The 17455-nt window shown below is 71.2% G+C and carries 15 protein-coding genes; 9 read left to right on the plus strand and 6 right to left on the minus strand.

Annotated elements, in window-relative coordinates; translation table 11 throughout:
- Nucleotides 1-225 precede the first annotated feature (225 nt).
- The 3 genes from AB0I21_RS29815 to AB0I21_RS29825 all read left to right on the plus strand — a co-directional run bounded on the left by AB0I21_RS29815 (nucleotide 226) and on the right by AB0I21_RS29825 (nucleotide 2705).
- On the plus strand, nucleotides 226-1926 hold the full coding sequence (locus tag AB0I21_RS29815; protein WP_360566103.1) for an ABC transporter substrate-binding protein: 1701 nt from the start codon (nucleotides 226-228) through the stop codon (nucleotides 1924-1926).
- A 60-nt stretch (nucleotides 1927-1986) separates the two neighbouring features.
- On the plus strand, nucleotides 1987-2244 hold the full coding sequence (gene secG / locus AB0I21_RS29820; RefSeq protein ID WP_344503009.1) for a preprotein translocase subunit SecG: 258 nt from the start codon (nucleotides 1987-1989) through the stop codon (nucleotides 2242-2244).
- 122 nt (nucleotides 2245-2366) lie between these two features.
- Nucleotides 2367-2705, plus strand: a complete 339-nt coding sequence (locus AB0I21_RS29825; protein WP_360566105.1) for an RNA polymerase-binding protein RbpA — start codon at nucleotides 2367-2369, stop codon at nucleotides 2703-2705.
- A 385-nt stretch (nucleotides 2706-3090) separates the two neighbouring features.
- Here the strand turns inward: AB0I21_RS29825 and AB0I21_RS29830 are convergent, their stop codons facing one another.
- Genes AB0I21_RS29830 through tkt form a run of 6 tightly spaced genes read right to left on the minus strand, consistent with a single transcriptional unit; the run spans nucleotide 3091 to nucleotide 11613 of the window.
- Nucleotides 3091-3987: a 6-phosphogluconolactonase gene (locus AB0I21_RS29830; protein ID WP_360566107.1), complete on the minus strand. Its 897-nt coding sequence runs from the start codon at nucleotides 3985-3987 to the stop codon at nucleotides 3091-3093.
- A complete protein-coding gene (locus AB0I21_RS29835; RefSeq protein WP_360566109.1) occupies nucleotides 3984-5000 on the minus strand; it encodes a glucose-6-phosphate dehydrogenase assembly protein OpcA in 1017 nt (338 codons plus the stop codon). The genes AB0I21_RS29830 and AB0I21_RS29835 overlap by 4 nt, the downstream gene beginning before the upstream one ends.
- A gap of 22 nt (nucleotides 5001-5022) precedes the next feature.
- Nucleotides 5023-6540 (minus strand): glucose-6-phosphate dehydrogenase, encoded by a 1518-nt coding sequence (gene zwf, locus AB0I21_RS29840; protein ID WP_344503004.1) that lies wholly within the window; start codon nucleotides 6538-6540, stop codon nucleotides 5023-5025.
- A gap of 5 nt (nucleotides 6541-6545) precedes the next feature.
- Nucleotides 6546-8273 (minus strand): glucose-6-phosphate isomerase, encoded by a 1728-nt coding sequence (locus tag AB0I21_RS29845; protein ID WP_360566111.1) that lies wholly within the window; start codon nucleotides 8271-8273, stop codon nucleotides 6546-6548.
- Nucleotides 8274-8329: 56 nt separating this feature from the next.
- Nucleotides 8330-9439 carry a transaldolase gene (gene tal / locus AB0I21_RS29850; protein WP_360566113.1) on the minus strand — a complete coding sequence of 370 codons (1110 nt, stop codon included), beginning with the start codon at nucleotides 9437-9439 and terminating at the stop codon, nucleotides 8330-8332.
- 32 nt (nucleotides 9440-9471) lie between these two features.
- Nucleotides 9472-11613: a transketolase gene (tkt, locus tag AB0I21_RS29855; RefSeq protein WP_360566115.1), complete on the minus strand. Its 2142-nt coding sequence runs from the start codon at nucleotides 11611-11613 to the stop codon at nucleotides 9472-9474.
- A 449-nt stretch (nucleotides 11614-12062) separates the two neighbouring features.
- Here tkt and AB0I21_RS29860 point away from each other — a divergent pair, with 449 nt between their 5' ends.
- The 6 genes from AB0I21_RS29860 (at nucleotide 12063) to AB0I21_RS29885 (ending at nucleotide 17180) form a co-directional block, all read left to right on the plus strand.
- Nucleotides 12063-13052 (plus strand): heme o synthase, encoded by a 990-nt coding sequence (locus tag AB0I21_RS29860; RefSeq protein WP_360566117.1) that lies wholly within the window; start codon nucleotides 12063-12065, stop codon nucleotides 13050-13052.
- Nucleotides 13053-13352: 300 nt separating this feature from the next.
- Complete coding sequence (locus tag AB0I21_RS29865) at nucleotides 13353-13676, plus strand: hypothetical protein (protein WP_344502999.1); 324 nt, start codon at nucleotides 13353-13355, stop codon at nucleotides 13674-13676.
- Between the two features lie 24 nt (nucleotides 13677-13700).
- Entirely contained in the window at nucleotides 13701-14615 is a 915-nt protein-coding gene (locus AB0I21_RS29870; protein ID WP_360566214.1) for a hypothetical protein, read from the plus strand.
- Entirely contained in the window at nucleotides 14612-15448 is an 837-nt protein-coding gene (locus AB0I21_RS29875; RefSeq protein ID WP_360566119.1) for an undecaprenyl-diphosphate phosphatase, read from the plus strand. Before AB0I21_RS29870 ends, AB0I21_RS29875 begins: the two co-directional genes overlap by 4 nt.
- Nucleotides 15449-15479: 31 nt before the next feature.
- Entirely contained in the window at nucleotides 15480-16106 is a 627-nt protein-coding gene (locus tag AB0I21_RS29880; protein WP_360566121.1) for a fibronectin type III domain-containing protein, read from the plus strand.
- A gap of 318 nt (nucleotides 16107-16424) precedes the next feature.
- Nucleotides 16425-17180, plus strand: a complete 756-nt coding sequence (locus AB0I21_RS29885; protein ID WP_360566123.1) for a TIGR03089 family protein — start codon at nucleotides 16425-16427, stop codon at nucleotides 17178-17180.
- The last annotated feature ends 275 nt before the right edge of the window (nucleotides 17181-17455 follow it).

Genomic DNA, 17455 nt, shown 5'->3' on the forward strand with positions numbered 1-17455 from the left:
CCTGGTAGGCCATCGCGGGGCCGAGGTCGGAGCGCGACGCTGTTTTGTATCCCACCCCCGGTTCCGCCCGGCATGAACGCCGCCTAAAGTGGCCTGGTCCGCAGCCCCGACACCGGGTTGCCGGACACGCTCGCGCACAGCGCGGGCAGCCCCGCGCCGGACGCGGGAGCAACAGCCAGGGCCGCCCGCCACGAACGGGCCGACCATGACGAGTGGGGACCGAGCATGCTCGCTAAGCGTTTCGTCGCGTCGTTGGCCGGCCTGTCGCTGCTCGCGACGGCGGCCTGCAGCGACGCCGGCGCCGAGAACCGCCCACAGCCGCCGAAGACCGGCGGGACCCTCCGCGTCGTCGTCAGCGCCATGCCGGCCCACCTGGACCCGCAGCGCATCGCGACCGCGACCGAGGCCAACATCAGTCGCCTCACCACCCGGACCCTCACCACGTTCCGCTCCGAGCCCGGCGAGGCCGCCAGCGAGATCGTCGGTGACCTCGCCACCGACGCCGGCCGCCCCAGCGAGGGCAACCGCGTCTGGGACTTCCAGCTCAGGGACGAGCTGCGCTGGGAGGACGGCACCCCGATCACCTGCGCCGACGTGAAGTACGGCGTGGAGCGCAGCTTCTCGAGCCTGTTCTCGGTCGCCCAGCCGTACCCGAAGACGTACCTCGCCGGCACCGAGAGCTACGCGGGCCCGTTCGTCGGCGGCAACAACAACGGCAAGGGCCTGCAGTCCGTGCAGTGCGTCGACAACCGCAACATCAAGTTCACGCTGTCCCAGCCGGTCGGCGACTTCGGCTACACCGCGGCGATGTCGGTGTTCGCGCCGGTCCAGGCCAAGCAGGACACCAAGGGCGAGTACGACAAGAAGCCGTTCTCCAACGGCCCGTACAAGCTGCAGGAGAGCACCGACCAGCAGCTCGTGTACGTCCGCAACCAGTACTGGGACCGCAAGACCGACAGTGTCCGCAAGGCGTACCCGGACAAGATCATCATCCAGGCGAACGGTGACCTGCCGACCGTCACGTCGAACCTGATCCAGAGCGAGGGCGACTGGGCCGAGACGATCGACCTGGACAAGAACGTCGCGCCGAACTTCGTGCAGCAGGTCGTCAACGACTCCGGCCTGTCCGCACGGGCCGTGCAGGGCAGCTACGGCGGCATCCGGTACCTGTCGGTCAACACCAAGCGCATCCCCGAGCTGGACTGCCGGCGGGCGCTGGTCTTCGCCTTCAACAAGCGGAAGTTTCGCGCGGCGATGGGCGGCTCCGTCTTCGGCGACTACGCCAACACGATGATCGCCCCGCAGCTGAAGGCCCACAAGGACTTCGACCTGTACGACAGCACCGCCAACGTCGAGGGCAAGCCGGACGTGGCGTTGAAGCTGATGGACGACCAGCGCAACAAGGGCAAGCCGTGCGCCACGACGCTCACCCTGGCGATCCCGGAGCAGAAGGACATCCGCCGCCTGGCCACGACGATGGTCGAGACGTACCAGCAGATCGGCATCCAGCTCAAGGTCAACGGCATCGACCCGGAGACGTACTTCGACGTCATCGGCAACCCGGCCAACACCAACGACCTGCTCTGGGCCGGCTGGATCCCCGACTGGGCCAACGGCTCCGCGGTCATCCCGCCGCTGTTCGACGGCCGCCTCATCCCCACCAAGGCCAACGCGACCAACAACCAGAACTACGCCCTGCTCAACGACGCCGAGATCAACAACGACATCACGGCGGCGCTGGAGGAGTCGGTGCCGGAGCGCCAGTACCTCCTCTGGGGCGAGCTCGACGAGAAGATCGCGAGCAAGGCCGCCGCGATCCCGATCATCTACATGAAGGCGCTGCGCATGTCCGGCACGAACGTGCGGGGCGGCTTCATCCACCCGCAGTTCGGGCAGCCGGACCTGTGTGCCCTCGGACTCGCATAGTCCAGTAAGCTGGCTTCTGCTCTGCACCGCTTGTCCGCCCACCGAGAGGACGACCGCGCCATGACGGCGTTCGCCTACACCCTGATCGTGCTGCTCATCATCACGAGCGTGCTGCTCACCATGCTCGTGCTGCTGCACCGCGGCAAGGGCGGTGGCCTGTCGAGCATGTTCGGCGGCGGCGTCTCGTCCAGCCTCGCCGGCTCGTCGGTCGCCGAGAAGAACCTCGACCGCTACACGCTGCTGGTCGGCATCATCTGGTTCGCCTGCATCGTTGGTCTTGGCCTCTGGCTGAAAATTGTTCAAAACGGTGGTGCCTGAGCACGCTCCGCGTTCTAGACTCATGCGCGCGGTCCGTTTGACGGGCTGCGCGCAGGTGTTTTTCGCCCACACTCCTGCCTCCGCACGACGTCGCACCCCCCGACGAACAGGAGCGAGCAGCCGTGGCAGCTGGTAACGCCATCCGCGGGACCCGAGTTGGTTCCGGCCCTATGCGTTGGGCCGAGCGCGGTGAGCAGGCGGCCCGTCGCAGCGTCACCTACTGGTGCGCCAACGGTCACCTGACCGAGCCCGCCTTCGCCGCCGAGATCACGCCCCCAGTCACCTGGGACTGCCCCCGGTGCGGGCTCCCCGCCGGCCAGGACGAGCAGGCGCCGCCGGAGCGGCCCCGCACCGAGCCGTACAAGACCCACCTCGCCTACGTGAAGGAGCGCCGCTCCGACGAGGACGGCGAGGCCATCCTGGCCGAGGCCCTGGCCCGCCTCCGCCAGCGCCGCGCCTGACAAACCCCGGCCCGAGCCACGTTGCCGCCGTGCCGGTGGTGTACGTCGTGATCCGGAAGACGTGTTGCGCCTTTGGCGGCAAGAACTCTTCCGGATCATGAGCGGGGCGCCCGGGTTGTGGTGCTCTCTGCTGTGATCCGGGAGAGTTTGTGCTGTTGGGGCGACACAAAGTCTTCCGGATCACGAGAGTCGGCGGGCTGGGTCGCGCTTGCTGGCGTGTCGATGGTGTACGCCGTGATCCGGAAGACGTGTTGCGCCTATGGCGACAAGAATCCTTCCGGATCATGAGCAGGGCGCCCGGGTTGTGGTGCTGTCCGCTGTGATCCGGAAGAGTTTGCGCTGCCGGAGCGACACAAAATCTTCCGGATCATGAGGGAAGGCGGCGTCAGGCGGGGAGGGAAGCGGCGGCGGCGCGGTCCAGGAGCCAGAGGGTCCGGTGTTCGCCGCGGACGCGGGCGGCGGGGAGGGTGGCTGGTGTGGCCGTGTGGGCCTCGCGGACCGCGTCGGCCTTGCCGTCGCCCGCGGCGATCAGCCAGACCTCGGCGGCGGTGTTGATGGCCGGGAGGGTCAGTGTGACGCGTACCGGTGGCGGCTTCGGGCTGTCGTGCACCGAGGCGGTCGGGCCGGTCTCGTCGATGACCGGGTGGCCGGGGAACACCGACGCCACGTGGCCGTCCTCGCCGACGCCGAGCAGCACCACGTCGAACCGCGGCAACCCGGCAGCGCCATCCGACTCAGCGGACCCGGCAGGCCCGATCGACCCGACGGCGGCGGCATCAACGGCAGCCATTCCGGCCGCCGCGAGTCCGGGTGCGCCCGCGGCAGCCGCGGCCGCGCCCGCCGCCCCGAGGCCCGCCGCACCGCCGCCGACAAGGCCACCGGAAGCGGCGGCGGAGGCGGCGAGTTCGCGGGCGTAGGACGCCGCCGCGGCGGGGGCGTCGTCGCCGAGCGGGCCGTCGGAGGCGGGCATCGGGTGGACGCGGGCCGGGTCGACCGGCAGGCCGTCCAGCAGCGCCGCCCTGGCCTGGGTCTCGTTGCGGTCGGGGTCGCCGGACGGCAGGAACCGCTCGTCGCCCCACCAGAAGTCGATCCGCGACCAGTCGACGGCGTCGCGGGCCGGGCTGGCGAGGACCGCGGCGTAGATCTGCGCGGCGATCCGGCCGCCGGTGAGGACGAGGGACGCGACGCCCCGCTCCGCCTGCGCGTCCGTGAGCCGGACGATCAGGCGGGCGGCGGTCGCCTCGGCCAGCAGTTTCGGGTCATCGTGAATGACGACGGTCATGAAGCGACAGACTCCAAGGACGAGGACGCGGCGGCCTCCGGGCGCTCGGCGAGCGCCGGGTCCTTCCAGATGTGCACCCGCGGCGCCCCGCGCTCGTCGAGGTGCTGCTTGCCGGTGGCGGCGGCGAGCGCGGCCGCGTACGGCTGGTCAGGGTCGAGCCGGCGCAGCTCCTCGGCCAGTTCCTCGCCGAGCGGGCGCCGGCTCAGCGGCAGGATCCGGTCGGGCTGGCCGGTGCGCTTGAGGGTGGCGATGCCCGCGTTCAGGTCGCGGATGAGGTTCATGCTGCTGCCGTCGGCGAGTTCCAGGTTCACCGCCTCCATGATCTTGCCGGAGCCGGGCCTGCGGGTCGGGTGGACGCCGAGGCGGGCCTCGAGCCAGCCGCCGAGCAGCGGCGCCGTGGGGTCGAGGTCGGGGGCGATGATCTCGACGGACCTGACGCCGACCCGGGTCGCGTCGAAGGCGCCGGCGAGCAGCGTGCGCCACGGGGTGATCCGCGACCAGGCCAGGTCGGTGTCGCCGGGCACGTAGTCCTCGGCGCGGATGCGCAGCGCGTCCACGGGGTCGGGTGCCTGGGCGCTGTCGGTGATGCGGCGGTCCGCGACGACGCCCAGCGGGTCGTACGCGATCCGCTCCGGCGGCGTGCACTGCCACCAGGTCACCACCGGCACGTCCGGGGCGAGCAGCGGCATGACGACCGACTCGGCGTGCAGCGCGAGGCGGCCCTGCATGCGCATGACGACGGCCTCGCACGGCCCGAGCCGCCCGCCGACGACGATCTCCGCGTCGAGGCGGGACCGCTGCTGGGTGACGTCGGCGCGCACGATGATGAGCAGCCGGCACGGGTGCGCGGACGCGGCGATGGTCGCGGCGGCCTCCGCCTCCCGGACCTGCCGCTCGTCGACGACGGCCACGAGGGTGAGAGCGAGGCCGCTGGTGAGCCCGCCGGCGCTGCGCCGCTCGTTCGCCAGGGCCTTCACGACCTCGATACCGGTGGTGTCCCAAAGTCCGATCATGACCAGTCCCCTTCGAAGAAACCTAGGCCCGGCGCCAGGCGCGGCCCTCGCGGGCCAGCATCTCGTCGGCTGCTCGCGGCCCCCACTCGCCGGCGCGGTACGGCTCGGGCGTCGAGCCCTTCCACGCCTCCTCCAGGGGGTCGATGACGTTCCAGCTCGCCTCGACCTCGGCCGAGTCGGGGAACAGGGTCTTGTCGCCGACGAGGACGTCGAGGATGAGCCGCTCATAGGCTTCAGGCGAAGCGTCGGTGAACGCCTCGCCGTACTGGAAGTCCATCGCGATGTCGCGGACCTCCATGGTCGTGCCGGGCACCTTCGAGCCGAACTTCAGCATCACGCCCTCGTCGGGCTGCACCCGGATGACCAGCTGGTTGTGGCCGAGCATCTCCACGTCGGCCTGGTGGAACGGCAGGTGGGGCGCCTTCTTGAACGAGATCGCGAGCTCCGTGACGCGCCGCGGCATGCGCTTGCCGGCGCGGATGTAGAACGGGACCCCGGCCCAGCGGCGGTTCTGGACGCCGAGGCGGATCGCCACGTACGTCTCCGTCTTCGACTCCGCGGGGACGTCCTTCTCCTCCAGGTAGCCGGGGACGCGTTCGCCGGCGACCCAGCCGGTGAGGTACTGCCCGCGGACCGTGTTGGTGAACACGTCGGTCGGCACGGTGATCGCGTTGAGCACCTTGAGCTTCTCGGTGCGGATCGCGGTCGCGTCGAACGCCGTGGGCTCCTCCATCGCGACCAGCGCGAGCAGCTGCATCAGGTGGTTCTGTACGACGTCGCGGGCGGTGCCGACGGTGTCGTAGAACCCGGCGCGGGTGCCGATGCCGACGTCCTCGGCCATCGTGATCTGCACCGAGTCGACGTAGTTGGAGTTCCACACCGGCTCGAACAGGTTGTTGGCGAAGCGCAGCGCCAGGATGTTCTGGACGGTTTCCTTGCCCAGGTAGTGATCGATGCGGAACACGTCCTGCGCGGTGAACGCGTCGTCGACGAGGTCGTTGAGCTGCCGCGCCGACACCAGGTCGTAGCCGAACGGCTTCTCCACCACGACGCGGCGCCAGCCGCCGGACTTCGCGTTGTCGGACATGCCGGTGCGCTCGAGCTGCTTGAGCACGACCGGGAACGCCGACGGCGGGATCGACAGGTAGAACGCCGCGTTGCCGGGGATGCCGGACTCGTCGTGCAGGTCGTCGAGGGTCTGCGCCAGGTGGTCGAACGCCGCGTCGTCCTCGAACGAGCCGGGCACGAACTTGATGTTGCCGGCGAGGCGCGACCACACCTCCTCCCGCCACGTGGTGCGGGCGCCGTTCTGCGCGGCCTTGCGGGCGAGGTCCTCGAAGTCGCCGTCGCCCCAGTCGCGCCGCGCGAAGCCGAGCACCGCGAAGCTCGGCGGCAGCAGACCTCGGTTGGCCAGGTCGTACACAGCCGGGATGAGCTTCTTGCGGGCAAGGTCACCGGTGACGCCGAAGATGACCAGCGCGCACGGCTCGGGGATCCGAGGCAGTCGCCGGTCCTGCGGGTCCCGCAAGGGATTGGTCATCACACTCACCCTCCGAGGGCGGCCAACAGTTGGTCGATACCGGATTTCCGGTCGGTCAGGTGCAGTCGCAGCAGCGGCCGGCCCCGCTCCAGCAGGACCTGCCGGTCGTCGGCGGCCTCGGCGGCCTGCAGCTCGCCGAACGTGTAGGGGCGTCCGGGGACCCGGAGGTCCTTCGGGACGGCGCCGGTGATCTGGATGACGTTGGCCGCTGATGTACGGCTTGACCCACCGACACCCGTCGCGGCCTGGACGACGTCGCCGTCCGAGGCGAGGCGGACGTCACCGCCCCAAGCGAGGCGGACGGACCGGTCGACGCGGCCGGCGAGCCCGGTCCGCACGTCCAGCGCGGCGGCGTCGGCGGTCCGGTCGAGGTGCGCCAGCACGGTGAGTGCCGCCCCGGGCGGGACCGACCGTGCGAACTCGTCGATCGCCCCGATCAACGTCGTCGCGGCCACGGCTCCGTGGACCTCCACGGCGCCTTCGACGAACGCCGGCACCTGCGGCGGCACCCCGGTGTCGAGCACCCGCAGCACCCCTTCGTGTGACGACGGATCATCACCACCGTGCCCCCCACCGCCGGACGCCAAACCGCCGGCGGGTGTGGAACCGGCCGCGCCGAAGCCGGCGGGGGAGGAGCGGGCCGGCTCGGCGTCCGCCTGCCCGGTGCCGATCAGCCCGGCGATCGTGAGGGCCTGCTCCCAGACGAGCAGCTGCACCCCGAGCGGCCCGTTGACGGCCAGGTCGGGATTGATCCCTCCGCCGGGCATGACGCCGGGCACGAGCGGCCCGCCCGTGGTCACGCTGAGGACGTCGGGTCCTTCGTGCCCCCAGCTGCTCGGCGTCTCGAGGACGACCGGCACGGCCCGGGCACCGGCACCGTCGAGCAGCGCGGCGACCCATTCGCCGAGCCCCACCAGCCCGCTGCCGTCGGCGGCCAGGGCGATCTTGTCCCGCCCCGCGGCGACGGCGGCCCGCAGCGCGGCCCCCAGCGCGACCGCGGGATGCGCGAACCCGGCGTCGTCGGCGGCCGCTTCCGGTGCACCGGACGGCGGCGTGGACCCGGACGGGGGAGAGAACCCCGCCGAGGGCAGCGAGAAGCCGGCGGCCGACGTGCGGCGGGGCGGCTCGGCCAGGGCGAACGCCTGCTCGACGAGCTCGTTGATGTCGGCGCCGGCCAGACCCGCCGGCACCAGGGAATACGCGGACAGCGGGCCGGGCTGCGCGAGGAACAGCTGCGCGCCCATCTCCAGCGCCGTCGTCGCGAGCGGCGACCCGGGCCGGGTGACGAACACGAACCGCCGCCCGAGGTCGTGGATCCCCTGGTCCTCGAACGCCTGCAGGAACGCCCGGCGGTGGCTGTCGACGGCCAGGGAGACGGAGATCGGCGACGCCGCGGTGAGCACGACCACGGTGCGGTGCAGCGGGCCGGCGACGGCGGCGGCGATGCCGTGCGGGTCGGTGCCGGTCAGGACGGTCAGCGGCACGCCGAGCGTCCGGGCGATCGCGTCGGCGGCGCGGGCCGGCGCCCCGTCGCCGGCGAGGACGACGCGGTCCAGGCTCAGGGCCCGCAGCTCCGTGCGGAGCATGGTGACCCTGGGGACCACGTCGTAGTCGGGGGACCAGTCGAGCGGGGAGCGTGGTAGGGCGCGGGTGTCGATCGCACCGGCGACGGCCGCGGCGCCGAACACCGTGAGTCCGGCCGCAGCGGTGACATCGTCGAGAAGATCAGGCACCCGCACCCCCCAAGAGACGGCCGGCCCAGATGGCCAGCCTACTGAAATCGCGTGCCCTACTTGCCCGCTTCGAGGGCCGTCCGGACGGTCTCGATCATCTCGTTACCGGAGACGGAGAACTTCTCGACGCCCTCGCGCTCCAGGACCTGCACGACGTCGTCGTAGTCGATGCCGATCGCGGCGAGGTCGTCCATGACCTGCTGGGCCTCCGCGTAGGAGCCGGTGATCGCGTCGAGGCGGACCTCGCCGTGGTCGGCGAACGCGTGGATGACGGCCTCCGGCATGGTGTTGACCGTGCCGGGCGCGACGAGCTCCTCGACGTAGATGACGTCGCGGTACTCGGGGTTCTTCGTCGAGGTGGACGCCCACAGCGGCCGCTGCGGGTGTGCGCCCGCGTCGGCGAGGGCCTGCCAGCGCTCGGAGGAGAACAGCTCCTCGTACTTCTTGTAGGCGAGCTTCGCGTTGGCGATGGCGGCCTTGCCCTTGAGCGCCTTCGCCTCGTCGGAGCCGATCTTGTCGAGCCGCTTGTCGTACTCCGTGTCGACGCGCGACACGAAGAACGACGCGACCGAGCCGATCTTCGCGAGGTCGTGACCGTTGGCCTTCGCCTGCTCGAGGCCGGCGAAGAACGCGTTCATGACCGCCTCGTAGCGCTCCAGGGAGAAGATCAGCGTCACGTTGACGCTGATGCCCTCGGCGAGCACGGCGGTGATCGCCGGCAGGCCTTCCTTGGTCGCTGGGATCTTGATGAACAGGTTGTCGCGGTCGACGAGCCACCACAGCGCCTTCGCCTCGGCGACGGTGCGGGCGGTGTCGGCGGCGAGGCCCGGGTCGACCTCGATCGACACCCGGCCGTCGATGCCCTTGCTGGCGTCGGCGGCGGGCTTCATGACGTCGCAGGCCCAGCGCACGTCATACGTCATGAGCGCGCGCATCGCCTCGTTGACCTGCGCGTCGCGCAGGGCGAGGTCCTTGACCTGGTCGGCGTAGTCCTCGGCGGAGGTCAGCGCCTTCGCGAAGATGGTGGGGTTGGTGGTGACTCCCACGACGTGCTGCTCGCGGCGCAGCTTGTCGAGGCCGCCGCCGCTCAGTCTGGCGCGGGAGAGGTCGTCGAGCCAGACCGCCACACCTGCGGCGGAGAGCTCGGCCAGCCGATCGGAACTCATCGCAGTGCTCCTCTAACTCAGATGCCGATGTCTCAGTTGCCCGTGGTGGTGCCGGTGATCTCGCCGACCTTGGCGAGCGAGGCGTGCGCGGCCGCGACGACCTTGTCGGTGGTGAAGCCGAACTGCTCGAAGAGCACCGTGTGCGGGGCGCTCGCGCCGTAGTGCTCGATGCTCACGGCCACGCCGTGGTCGCCGATGATGTGCTGCCACGACATGGCGATGCCGGCCTCGACGCTGACCCGCGCCTTGACCCCGCTCGGCAGGACCTGCTGGCGGTACGCCAGGTCCTGCTCCATGAACCACTCCTGGCAGGGCATCGACACGACGCGGGTCGGGGTGCCCTCGGCCTCGAGCCGCCGCTGCGCGGCGACGGCGAGCTGCACCTCGGAACCGGTGGCCACGATGATCACCTGCGGCTGGCCGTCGGAGGCGTCCTTGAGGATGTAGCCGCCCTTGGCGGTGCCCTCGGCCGGCGCGTACTCGTCGCGGTCCAGGGTCGGCAGGTTCTGCCGGCTGAGGGCCAGCGCGACCGGGTGGTCGGTGACCTCGAGGGCCCGGCGCCACGCCCACGCGGTCTCGTTGGCGTCGGCGGGGCGGACCACGGCCAGGCCGGGGATCGCGCGCAGCGCCGTCAGGTGCTCGACCGGCTGGTGCGTCGGGCCGTCCTCGCCGAGGCCGATCGAGTCGTGCGTCCACACGTACACGACCGGGAGCTTCATGATGGCCGCGAGGCGCACCGCGGGCCGCATGTAGTCGGAGAAGACGAGGAACGTGCCGCCGTAGGGCCGGGTCGGGCCGTGCAGCTTGATGCCGTTGAGGATCGAGCCCATGCCGTGCTCGCGGATGCCGAAGTGCAGCGTGCGGCCGTACTCGTTGCCGGGGAACGCCTTTGTGGCGTACTCGGCGGGCACGAAGGACGGCTCGCCCTCCATCGTGGTGTTGTTGCTCTCGGCGAGGTCGGCGGAGCCGCCCCACAGCTCGGGCAGCACCGGGGCGAGCGCGCCGAGCACGTCGCCGGACGCCTTGCGGGTCGCCATGCCCTTCTCGCTGGCCGGGAACTCCGGCAGCGACTTCTCCCAGCCCTCGGGCAGCTGGCCGGCGAGGAGGCGGTCGAGCAGCTCGGCGCGCTCGCCGGCGGACTCCCGCCACGCCTCGAAGCCCTTGTCCCACTCGGCGTGCAGCTCGCGGCCGCGCTCGATGGCGCCGCGGGCGTGCGCGAGGACGTCGTCGGCCACCTCGAACGTCAGCGCCGGGTCGAAGCCCAGGACCTGCTTGGTCGCCGCGACCTCGTCGGCGCCGAGCGCCGAGCCGTGGATCTTGCCGGTGTTCTGCTTCTTCGGGGCGGGCCAGCCGATGATGGTGCGCAGCGCGATGAACGACGGGCGACCCGTCTCGGCCTTCGCGGCCTGGATCGCGTCCCACAGCGCCTGCACGTCCTCGGCGTAGACACCGTCGCCGGCGTCGTGACCGGCGCGCCAGTCGACGGTCTGCACGTGGAAGCCATACGCCTCATACCGCGCGGCGACGTCCTCGCTCTTGGCGACCTTGGTGTCGTCCTCGATTGAGATCTCGTTGTCGTCGTAGATGACGACGAGGTTGCCGAGCTTCTGGTGGCCGGCGAGCGCGCTGGCCTCGTGCGTGACGCCCTCTTCGATGTCGCCGTCGGAGCACAGCACGTAGACGTGATGGTCGAACAGGCTGTCGCCGGTCGCCGGCTCGGGGTCGAAGAGGCCGCGCTCGCGGCGGGCCGCCATCGCCATGCCGACGGCGTTGCCGAGGCCCTGGCCGAGGGGGCCGGTGGTGGTCTCCACACCGGCGGTGTGCCCGTGCTCCGGGTGGCCCGGGGTCAGCGAGCCCCACTGCCGCAGCGACCGGAGGTCGTCGAGGCTCAGACCGTAGCCGGCGAGATACAGCTGGATGTACAGCGTCAGGCTCGAATGCCCGCAGGAGAGCACGAAGCGGTCGCGGCCGAGCCAGTTGGGGTCGGTCGGGTCGTGCCGCATGACCTTCTGGAACAGCATGTACGCCGCGGGTGCCAGGCTCATCGCGGTGCCGGGGTGGCCGTTGCCGGCCTTCTCGACGGCGTCCATGGCGAGGACCCGCACCGTGTCGACCGCCCGACGGTCGACGTCGGACCAGGAAAGCTCGGGACCCTTGACCTCTTCAGCGCTCACGGCTGTGCTGCTCCTGTCGAACGAGGGTTTGATCAGCGGTGTTGCGGGGGCTCTTTCAGAACGACCCTACCCACGAATGGGTAGGCCCACGCGCAGTCGACCATGTTTCGGACATCGGCGACACTGCCTGCGGCAACGGTAGTCGATGCCCGCCGCGACCTTCACCGGCACGCGACTGCGCGGATGCCCGGATCCGGCGCCAAACCTGGATCGATTCAGCCCTGCGCGAAACTTTTGCTGCGACGGTACAGGCGGCCGCCGCGACGGAGGCGTCCGCCGATGTGGTGGGGTCCCGCTCTGGCCTGCGTTGATCCTGTTCTAGGATGCGAGAGCCCGCCGGTCTCGGCGGGACCCTCGGTCTCGCCCTGCCGCCACGCGCCGTCACCCGGCCGCGGCCCCAAGGCAGGCGATCCAGGTGCGGCCGATGCCGGGAAGGTGGCAACCCAGACGTGACGCAGCTCGTCGACCGTGCGGTCTCCCAGAGCGCGTCCGAGCCGGTCCGCCCCACGACGGCAGCGGCACTGGCCCGGGCACAGCAGCAGCAGCAGGCGGCCGGCCGCCGCGCCGGCTTCGGCGCCGTGGTCAAGGCATACGTGTCACTGACGAAGCCGCGCATCGTCGAGCTGCTGCTCATCACGACGGTCCCGGCCATGCTCCTCGCGGAGCGCGGCCTGCCGTCGCTGTGGCTGATCGCCGTGGTGCTGGTCGGCGGTTCCCTGGCGGCCGGCGCGGCCAACGCGCTGAACTGCTACATCGACCGCGACATCGACCCGCTGATGAAGCGCACGTCACGCCGCCCGCTCGCCACGCACAGCATCACCCCGCGGGCCGTGCTGATCTTCGGGCTGATCCTGGCCGCGCTGTCCACGGTGCTGATGGCGACGTTCACCAACCTGCTCGCCACACTGCTCACCGTCGGCGCGATCGCCTACTACGACCTCGTCTACACGATGTGGCTGAAGCGCACCACGCCGCAGAACACGGTGTGGGGCGGCGCGTGTGGCGCGGCGCCGGTGCTGATCGGCTGGGCCGCGGTCACCGGCGGGCTGGCCTGGCCGGCCTGGGTCATGTTCGCCGTGGTCTTCCTGTGGCAGCCGCCGCACTTCTACGCGCTCGCCATCAAGTTCAAGGACGACTACGCCCGCGCCGGCATCCCGATGCTGCCCGTCGTGGCGAGCATGCGGCGCGTCGGCCTGGAGACGGTCGTCTACAGCTGGCTGACCGTGGCCGCGTCGGTGGCGCTGTGGCCGTTCGGGATGACACCCGTCTACGGCGTCGTCGCGGTCGTCGTCGGCGCGCTGCTGCTGCTGGAGGCGCACCGCCTCGACGGCCGGGCCCGCCGCGGCGAGCCGCTGAAGCCGATGCGGCTGTTCCACTGGTCGGTCACGTATCTCACGCTGTTGTGCGTGGCGGTCGGAGTAGACGTCTTCATCCAGTGATCTGGTTGCCGCCGGCCCCGTATCGATACCATCCGGGGGACCCCGGAGGCGCCGCCAATGTCGAGCTTGGACGTGTCTTGACCCGGAAACGCCCGAATTTTTGGCACAACGCGCCCCAGGGGTTGTGACGTGATGCATGTCTCTCGTTTGCCCCCGGATCCGGGCGCCTGAATATCCGCTTTTAGCTGGTTCTGTCGGGGCAAAACGAACGCGTGGTGAACTAAACCTGTCAGTAACTACGATCACATCAGACCGTCAGTTCACTCCCGAGCGGCGGGTTACCCCTTTAGTGTGGCCGTCATGGCAGATGGTTCCGATACGACGATGACCCTGAGCCGCCCGGTGCCGGGCAGCCTGATCTCCGGCATCAAGTCCTTCGCGGACGACCACGGCGGCGCCAAGGCAGTCATCGAGTACGTCGGCCGGCGCGGTGCTCGCATCGTGCTCGTCGGGGAGGACGGCGTCTGGGGCGACCAGATGGCGGAAGGCACCGACATCGCGCGCTCCGCCTGCGCGCAGGCCGGAGTCAAGATCGAGAATGCCTGGGAGCGCGAGCTGCTCGAGCAGATGCGGCCCAGCAACGACCTCTGGCGCTCCATGGGGCGGCGTGTCCTTTCCCGCTAGGGTCGGTATCTTCGCTCCGTGATCATCGAACAGTCATATTCCGCGACCCGGGCCGGTGCCCGGGTCGCTCTCGTTACCTGCGCCAAACTGCCCGACCTCGACGAGGACGACCAGAGCCTCGTCCCGGCCCTCGCCGCCGCCGGTGTCACCGCCGTCCCCACCGTCTGGGACGACCCGGCCGTCGACTGGCCGTCCTACGACCTCGCCGTCGTGCGCAACACCTGGGACTACCCGGCCCGGCGGGCGGAGTTCACCGCGTGGGCCGCGTCCGTGCCCCGCCTCGCCAACCCGGCCGACGTCATCGCGTGGAACACCGACAAGCGGTACCTCCGCGAACTCCACGACAAAGGCATCCCCATCGTCCCGACGCGGTGGCTCGACCCCGGCGACCCGATCGAGCTCGACGACATCACCGCAACGGCCGCCACCGAGATCGTGGTGAAGCCCGCCGTCAGCGTCGGCAGCGTCGACACCGGCCGCTACCGGCTGCCCGAGCAGGCCGACCTCGCCGCCGCGCACGTGCGGCGCCTGCACGACGCCGGACGGCTCGTCATGATCCAGCCGTACCTCGCCGACGTCGACACCGCCGGCGAGACCGCCCTGCTGTTCATCGCCGGCGACTACAGCCACGCGATCCGCAAGGGCCCCATCCTCACCGGCCCCGACGTGGGCGTCGAGACGCTGTACCAGGAGGAGTCCATCACTCCGAGGACACCGTCACCGGCGGAACGCGACCTCGCCGAACGGGTCCTCGCGGCGCTGCCCTTCGACCGGACCGGCCTGCTCTACGCCCGCGTCGACCTGCTGCCGACCCCGTCCGGCGAGCCGGTCGTCATCGAGGTCGAGCTCACCGAGCCGTCGCTGTTCCTGACCACCGCCGAAGGCGCCCCCGACCGGCTCGCCCGGGCCATCGCCGAGCGTCTGACCGGCCGCTCGTGAACATCTTCGAAGCGATCCTCCTCGGCTTCGTCGAAGGACTGACCGAGTTCCTGCCGATCTCCAGCACCGGCCACCTCACGATCCTGGAGAAGCTCCTCGGCTACTCGATCGACGACCCCGACATCACCGCGTTCACCGCGATCATCCAGACCGGCGCCGTCCTCGCGACCGCCATCTACCTGCGGCGCGACATCGCCCGGATCGTCCCCGCCTTCTTCCGTGGCCTGTTCGACAAGACCCGGCGCGACAACCTCGACTACCGCTTCGGCTGGTCGGTGATCCTCGGCTCCATCCCGGTCGGGATCGTCGGCCTGCTCTTCAAGGACCAGGTCGAGACGACCCTGCGCAGCCTCTGGTTCGTCGGCGGCGCGCTCATCGTGTTCTCCGGCGTCATGTGGTTCGCCGACCGCGCCGCCACCCAGCAACGCCACGAGACCGACGTCACGTGGAAGGACACGCTCATCATCGGCACCGCGCAGGCCCTCGCCCTCATCCCCGGCGTCTCCCGCTCCGGCGCGACGATGTCCGCGGGCCTGCTGCGCGACTTCGACCGGGTCACCGTCACCCGGCTGTCGTTCTTCCTGTCCATCCCCGCGCTGCTCGCCGCCGGCGCCCTGCAGATCGCCGACGAGCACGACAACATCGCCAACGGCGTCGGCTGGCCCGCCACGATCACCGCGACCCTCGTCAGCGGCGCCGTCGGCTACCTGGCCGTCGCATGGCTGCTGAAGTTCGTGGCGCGGCACACGTACACCATCTTCATCGTGTACCGCGTCGCGCTCGGCGTCCTCCTGCTCGTCCTCGTCGGCACCGGCACGATCGAGGCGACCTAAGCTTCCCGCCCGGGCCGCCGATGAACACCTTGTGAAACGGCGGCTCGGCGCGGCGCTCGTCCTGGCCTCGGCACTGCTCTCCGGGGTGGCCGGCTGCTCCGTGCTGCCCGGCCTCGGCGGTGCCGGCGCCGGCCACACCGACAAGAAGCAGGGCGGCAAGGTGCTCGACCTGCCGCAGAAGACCGTCTACTCGAAGGGCGACGCGGTCAACCCGTCGGCCGGCCTGACCACCGGCGCCCCCGTCCGCGGCCCCCTCGCGTCGATCTCGCCACTGCCCAAGGTCAGCCGCAGCTACCCGACCCCGAGCATGAGCCCGACCGACTGCACCGGCGTCGTGCGCCCCGGCGTCATCAACGGCGTCGAAGTGGTCCCCGGCACTGCCTCCGCCACCGTCAGCTGGTGGAACATCGGCGACCCGTCCATCGTCTCCTACCAGCTGACCGCCATGTCCCAGGAACTGCTCATCGGCCCGCAACCCGGCTGGACCTGGCAGACCGTCCCGCCCGGCAAAGGCTGCACCCGGGTCACGACCACGGTCACGGGCCTGATCTCGCAGACCCCGTACGTCTTCGTCGTCCACGCCGTCCTGAAGAAGTACGAGTCCCTCCCCCCGACCGCCCCTGAGGTGGCCCGCTCCGAAGCCGTCACCATGCTGTGATTCCCCCCACCGCTGCCGCGGCGGGGCCCGGCGGGGATGCTCACCCGCACCCCAATGCGCCGCTCCGCGACGCACTGCCCGCGCCGAGACGCGAGGCAGGCCAAGCGCCGCATCCGGTGGCCGCCGTTCCGAGTCCTCTACGGGCTCCGGTTAGCCCTGCGGCCATTCGCGGGGATGCTCATCGGGGTGCGGTGCGAGTGCGGGCGCGCACTGGGTCCGGACGGCTCCCGCTGCCCCCGGCGACGGCGTTGGTCGACGTCCCCGCAGCGGCCCGCTCCGAGGCCGTCACCGTGCTCGGACGGGGGCTATGGTGTCTCTGTGCTTCCCGAGCTGCTCCCGCCGGCGGGCGTCGCCGGCGCCGACGTGCCGCTGCTCGTCCACTACGAGGCCGACGGGCGGCGCACCGCTCTCACCGCGGCGCAGCTCGGCGGCTGGGCCGCCCGCACCGCCGGGCTGCTGCACGACTGCGGGCTGGGCCCCGGCAGCCGCGCCGCCGCCCTGCTCCCGCCGCACTGGCGCACCGCTGCCGCACTGCTGGGCGCCTGGTCCCTCGGCGTCACCGTCTCCTTCCACCTGGCCGCGACCGCCGGACTGCCCGACGTGGGCCCTGACGCGGGCGTGCCGTTCGACGTGGTGTTCGCCGCCCGCGACCGGCTCGGCTCTTGGCTGGAGTCCGTCCCCGAGGCCCCGCACCGCTTCGTCTTCGGCACCCCGGCGGCTGGCTCGGCCAGCGGGGATCCGCGTGATGTGCTCGGCTACCGCGACTTCGACACCGCCGTCGCCGCGTACCCGGCGTCCACCCCGGCGCCGGCCCTGATCCGGCCGGGCGCCGCGGCGAGCGGCGACGGCACCACCTACGGCCAGTGGGGCAGCATCGCCCGCGAGCTCGCCGACCGGCAGGACCTCCGCCCCGGCGACCGCGTCGTCGTCGACACCAGCGAGCACGAGCACCCGGTGAAGTGGCTCCTCGCCCCGCTGTCGGTCGGCGCCTCGATCATCCTGTGCCCCGGCCCGTCCCACCTCTCCACCATCACCGCCGCCGAGTCCGCCACCCGCGTCTTCGGCACGCTGTAATTCCCGCCGCTTTGCGGCGGGGCCTTCTCACTCGCGCCCCTCCCGCACCGCTCCGCGCCCCTCCCGCATCGCTCCGCGCCCCTCCCGCATCGCTCCGCGCCCCACCGCATCGCTCCGCGCCCCACACCTGCGCGTGCCATCCCGACTGGGATCACGACCACACGCCGCGCGGCCGCGCATACCGCGCCGATGGGATCGCGCCTGCGCGCCGCATTCCGGAAACCGCATCCCGTTAGCCGCGTGCTGCATCCCGGCAGCCACGCGCCGAATCCCGG

The sequence above is a fragment of the Dactylosporangium sp. NPDC050588 genome, assembly GCF_040654975.1.
In the GTDB taxonomy this organism is placed as follows: Bacteria; Actinomycetota; Actinomycetes; order Mycobacteriales; family Micromonosporaceae; genus Dactylosporangium; species Dactylosporangium maewongense.

Coding starts and splice junctions, on each gene's coding strand:
- AB0I21_RS29815 (WP_360566103.1), top strand. CDS start 226: ATGCTCGCTAAGCGTTTCGTCGCGTCGTTGGCCGGCCTGTCGCTGCTC.
- secG (WP_344503009.1), top strand. CDS start 1,987: ATGACGGCGTTCGCCTACACCCTGATCGTGCTGCTCATCATCACGAGC.
- zwf (WP_344503004.1), bottom strand. CDS start 6,540: ATGACCAATCCCTTGCGGGACCCGCAGGACCGGCGACTGCCTCGGATC.
- AB0I21_RS29830 (WP_360566107.1), bottom strand. CDS start 3,987: ATGACCGTCGTCATTCACGATGACCCGAAACTGCTGGCCGAGGCGACC.
- AB0I21_RS29865 (WP_344502999.1), top strand. CDS start 13,353: ATGGCAGATGGTTCCGATACGACGATGACCCTGAGCCGCCCGGTGCCG.
- tal (WP_360566113.1), bottom strand. CDS start 9,439: ATGAGTTCCGATCGGCTGGCCGAGCTCTCCGCCGCAGGTGTGGCGGTC.
- AB0I21_RS29835 (WP_360566109.1), bottom strand. CDS start 5,000: ATGATCGGACTTTGGGACACCACCGGTATCGAGGTCGTGAAGGCCCTG.